General features: G+C 67.3%; 6 protein-coding genes. All 6 read left to right on the forward strand.

Translation table 11 applies throughout. The features are described 5' to 3' along the window. Positions 1–179 precede the first annotated feature (179 nt). A complete protein-coding gene (gene mihF, locus AC5RUH_RS16385) occupies positions 180–497 on the forward strand; it encodes an integration host factor, actinobacterial type (RefSeq protein WP_493999796.1) in 318 nt (105 codons plus the stop codon). Between the two features lie 12 nt (positions 498–509). Continuing rightward, on the forward strand, positions 510–1,082 hold the full coding sequence (gmk, locus tag AC5RUH_RS16390; RefSeq protein WP_493999795.1) for a guanylate kinase: 573 nt from the start codon (positions 510–512) through the stop codon (positions 1,080–1,082). Positions 1,083–1,124: 42 nt separating this feature from the next. Then, positions 1,125–1,388: a DNA-directed RNA polymerase subunit omega gene (rpoZ, locus tag AC5RUH_RS16395; protein ID WP_493999794.1), complete on the forward strand. Its 264-nt coding sequence runs from the start codon at positions 1,125–1,127 to the stop codon at positions 1,386–1,388. A gap of 24 nt (positions 1,389–1,412) precedes the next feature. Next, positions 1,413–2,693, forward strand: coding sequence for a bifunctional phosphopantothenoylcysteine decarboxylase/phosphopantothenate synthase (locus tag AC5RUH_RS16400; RefSeq protein ID WP_494073878.1), 1,281 nt, complete (start codon positions 1,413–1,415; stop codon positions 2,691–2,693). A gap of 144 nt (positions 2,694–2,837) precedes the next feature. Further along, entirely contained in the window at positions 2,838–4,043 is a 1,206-nt protein-coding gene (gene metK, locus AC5RUH_RS16405; protein WP_494023035.1) for a methionine adenosyltransferase, read from the forward strand. Positions 4,044–4,048: 5 nt separating this feature from the next. Then, positions 4,049–4,595: primosomal protein N' family DNA-binding protein (locus AC5RUH_RS16410; RefSeq protein WP_494102251.1), on the forward strand; the 547-nt coding region annotated here is incomplete at its 3' end.

Here is a 4,595-nt window from a genome sequence, read left to right on the forward strand (position 1 = left end):
GTTGAGCAGCCGGCCGGGCAGGCGGGGCCTGGGGCGGCCGGCAGCCGGCTGCCCGGTCCACGCCTCCTGCGCCGGGCAGCGGCCCTTCAGCCGCGGTGTTGCCGTTCTGGTAAGTTCAATTCATGCCCAATATGCCCGCCCGGCATCTTGTCCGACGGGCCGGATTGTCTGGAGGAGCTGTGGGTCTTCGACCGCTGACGGAGAGCGAACGCACCACCGCCCGGCTGAAAGCGACGGCCGCCCGGGTCGAGCGCGCGGAAATCAAGGCCAAAGTGAAATCCGGCGCCATGACCGTCGCCGAGGTAATCGAGGCGGCCGGGTCAATGGAATCGGTCGGCCGGCTGCGCGTGGCCGACCTGCTCGAATCCTTGCCGGGCATCGGACCGGTCCGCGCCGCCGCCATCATGGAGGCGGTCCGCATTGCGCCCAGCCGCCGGCTGCGCGGGCTCGGCATCCACCAGCGGCGAGCCCTGATAGACCACTTGGAATCCCAGTAACAGATGGAAGATATGTCCGACAAACCCCGCCTGACCGTTCTCGCCGGCCCCACCGCCGTCGGCAAGGGCACCGTTTCCACCTATATCCGCGACAACTACCCCGACGTCTGGCTTTCCGTATCCGCCACCACCCGGGAACCGCGGCCCGGTGAGCAGGACGGCGTCCATTACTTTTTCGTCGGCCCCGAAGAGTTCGACCGCCTGGTGGCGGCCGGCGACATGCTGGAATGGGCCCTGGTGCACGGCCGGAACCGCTACGGCACGCTGCGGCGCACCGTCGAAGAGGCCATGGCAGACGGAAAGTCCGTGCTCTTGGAGATCGACCTGCAGGGCGCCCGGCAGGTCAAACAGTCCATGCCCGATGCCACGTTCGTGTTTCTGGCCCCGCCCAGCTGGGAGGAAATGGTCCGCCGGCTGGTGGGGCGCGGCACGGAAACACCCGAGGAACAGCAGCGCCGGCTGGAAACCGCTAAACTGGAACTTGCTGCCGAGCCAGAGTTCGATTTCACCGTCGTGAATGACGATGTCAAGCGGGCGGCAGACGAGCTCGTTTCATTGATGGGACTTGTTCCGCACCCGCGCTGAGCGGGCCCCGAAGAACACGTCCCGGAACCCATTGGAGATTTTGTGTCGACCAACCTCGAAGGCATCATCAACCCGCCGATCGACTCCCTGCTGGAAGCAACGGATTCGAAGTACGCGCTGGTGATTTACGGTGCCAAGCGTGCCCGCCAGATCAACGCCTACTACTCGCAGCTGCACGAAGGCCTGTTCGAGTATGTCGGCCCGCTGGTGGACACGAAGCTGAACGAGAAGCCGCTGTCCATCGCACTGCGCGAAATCAACGAGGGCCTGCTGGTCAGCAAGCCCGTCGAAAAGGTTGCAGAGTAACCAGCGTCTAACACCGGGGCAGGCATGCGGATCATTTTGGGCGTAGGCGGCGGGATCGCCGCCTACAAGTCGGCATCCCTGCTTCGGTTGTTTAAGGAAGCCGGCCACGAGGTGACGGTGATCCCGACCGACGCCGCCGAGAAGTTCGTTGGCCGCGCCACGTGGGAGGCCCTCTCCGGCAACCCGGTGAGCAACAGCGTGTTCGATGCCGTCGAGTCGGTCAACCACGTCCGCCTCGGCCGGGAAGCCGACCTCGTGGTGGTATGCCCGGCCACAGCGGACCTGTTGGCGCGCGCCGCCGCCGGCCTGGCCGGCGACCTGCTCACCAACACCCTGTTGGTGGCCACCGCGCCGGTGGTCTTTGTGCCGGCCATGCACACCGAAATGTGGCAGCACCCGGCCACCGTGGCGAACGTGGCAACGCTGCGCGGCCGCGGCATCACGGTGATGGACCCGGCCATCGGGCGGCTCACCGGCAAGGACACCGGCCCCGGCCGGCTGCCCGAACCGGCGGACATCTACGACTTCATCACCGCAGCCCTCGCAGACGGGACTTTGCAACCGCGGACGACGGCGGAGGCCGGCTGGCCGGCGGATGCGTCCGCCCCCGCCCTCGCGGCTCCGGAACCCGGTCCGCTGGCCGGCAAGCGGGTCCTGGTCACCGCCGGCGGTACCCGCGAACCGCTGGACCCCGTACGCTTCCTGGGCAACCGGTCCTCCGGCAAGCAGGGCGTGGCACTGGCCCGCGCCGCTGCGGCCGCGGGAGCGGAGGTTGAACTGATCGCCGCCCACCTTGAGGTGGATATCCCGGACGGGATCAAGTCCAGCTCGGTGGAAACCGCCCTGGACCTGCGCGAGGCGACGCTCGAAGCGGCGGCGCGCTCCGACGTCGTCATCATGGCAGCCGCCGTGGCGGATTTTCGTCCGGCTGAAGTGACCGACACCAAGATCAAGAAGCGCGACGACGCCGACGACCCCGTGATCACGCTGGTGCGGAACCCGGACATCCTGGTGGAGGTCGTGCAGCAGCGCGGCTCCGGCGAGGTGCCGCTGATTATCGGTTTCGCCGCGGAAACCGGCGACGACCGCGGCGACGTGCTCGACTACGCGCGCAGCAAGCTCGAGCGAAAGGGCTGCGACCTGCTGGTGCTCAACCGCGTGGGCCGCGACCTGGTGTTCGGGCAGGATGACACCGAGATCACGGTGCTCGCACGCAGCGGCGTCGAACCGCAGACCCACCGCGGCAGCAAAGACAGCGCGGCCGCGGTGGTCGTCGAGCGCATCACCGCCGAACTCTCCCGCTGACACTGCACGCGGGCGCTTCCGGCCGGCCGCGAAAACCAGGCCGCCCGTGACCCCCTGTGTACTACCGTTTCGCTCCATGACCCGGCCTTTCGAGGCCGCGCCAACCGTTCCGTGGCGGTCCTCGCCAGCAAGTAAGGTATGTCTGTGACTTCTTCTGACAGCAATCTGCGGCTCTTCACGTCCGAGTCCGTGACCGAAGGCCATCCGGACAAGATCTGTGACCAGATTTCCGACGCCATTCTCGACGCGCTGCTGCGCGAGGATCCCGAGTCGCGGGTAGCCGTAGAGACGCTGACGACGACCGGCCTGGTCCACGTGGCCGGCGAGGTCACCACGAAGGGCTATGTGGAGATCCCCCAGATTGTCCGCGACACCATCCTGGAGATCGGATACAACTCCTCGGATAAGGGGTTTGACGGCGAGCGTTGCGGCGTGTCGGTTTCGATCGGGCAGCAGTCGCCGGAGATTGCCTCCGGGGTCTTTAATTCGTTCGAAACCCGCGAGGGGACCGGCATCGATGCGCGCGATGCCCAGGGTGCCGGTGACCAGGGCATCATGTTCGGCTATGCCAGCGACGAGACCGACGTCTTGATGCCCGCACCGATCTGGCTCGCGCACCGGCTGTCCGAGCGTTTGACCGAGGTGCGGAAGGACGGGACGCTTCCGTATCTGCGGCCCGACGGCAAGACGCAGGTGACCATCGGTTATGACGGCGACAAGCCGGTGTCGGTTAACTCGGTCGTGATTTCCAGCCAGCATGAAGGCGGCGTGGACCTCGACCACCTGCGTGCTGACCTCGCCTCGCGCGTGATCGAGCCGGTGCTGGCGGCCAGCTCACTGGACGCCACCAACGTGCGCTACATCCTCAATCCGGGCGGCGACTTCGTGATCGGCGGGCCGGTGGGCGACGCCGGGCTGACCGGACGCAAAATCATCGTGGATACCTACGGCGGCATGGCCCGTCACGGCGGCGGCGCATTTTCCGGCAAGGATCCGTCCAAGGTTGACCGTTCCGCTGCCTATGCCATGCGCTGGGTGGCCAAGAACGTGGTCGCCGCGGGACTGGCCCGGCGCGCCGAGATCCAGATCGCGTACGCCATCGGGATGGCGCGGCCGGTCGGCATCTACGTCGAAACCTTCGGAACCGAGACCGTTGACCCGGCGCGTATCGCCCAGGCGATCGAGGAAGTCTTCGACCTGCGTCCGCTGGGCATCATCGACGACCTGCAGCTCAAGCGGCCCATCTACAAGCAGACCGCGGCGCACGGCCATTTCGGCCGCGAACATCCCGACTTCACCTGGGAGCGGACCGACCGGGCCGACGCGCTGCGCAGCTACTTCAACGCCTGAGCCTGATGGGCTCTGATCCGCACCAGCTGAGCCTGCTGCAGGGCTTCGGTGCCCCCAAGCAGGCGCCGGGTACCTCGCCGGCGGCGGCGACCGACCCGGTGGCGCAGGTGCTGATCGAAACGCCGCTGCCACATCTGGACCGGATCTTCGATTACCTGGTGCCGGAGAATCTGGACGACGACGCTGTTCCCGGCGCGCGGGTCAAGGCCCGCTTCGGCGGCCAGGAAATGAGCGGGTACATCACCCGCCGCACGTCGGAGGTTCCGGAAGGGGTCAAGCTTGCCCCGTTGGCCAAAGTGGTTTCCGCGCAGCCGGTGCTGACCGAAGAACTGCTCCGGCTGGCCACGTCCGTGGCCGAGCGTTACGCAGGCAACGTCAGCGACGTACTGCGCGCCGCCATCCCGCCGCGCGTCGCCAAGGTGGATAAGGAATTCGCCGCCCGCGAGGCGGGCCAGTCGGCTGACCCGGCACCTCCGGCTAGCACCGCGCCTTCGGCTGACCCGGCACCTCCGGCTAGCACCGCGCCTTCGGCTGACCCGGCACCTCCGGCTA

Source organism: Arthrobacter sp. Y3223166, from assembly GCF_059090935.1.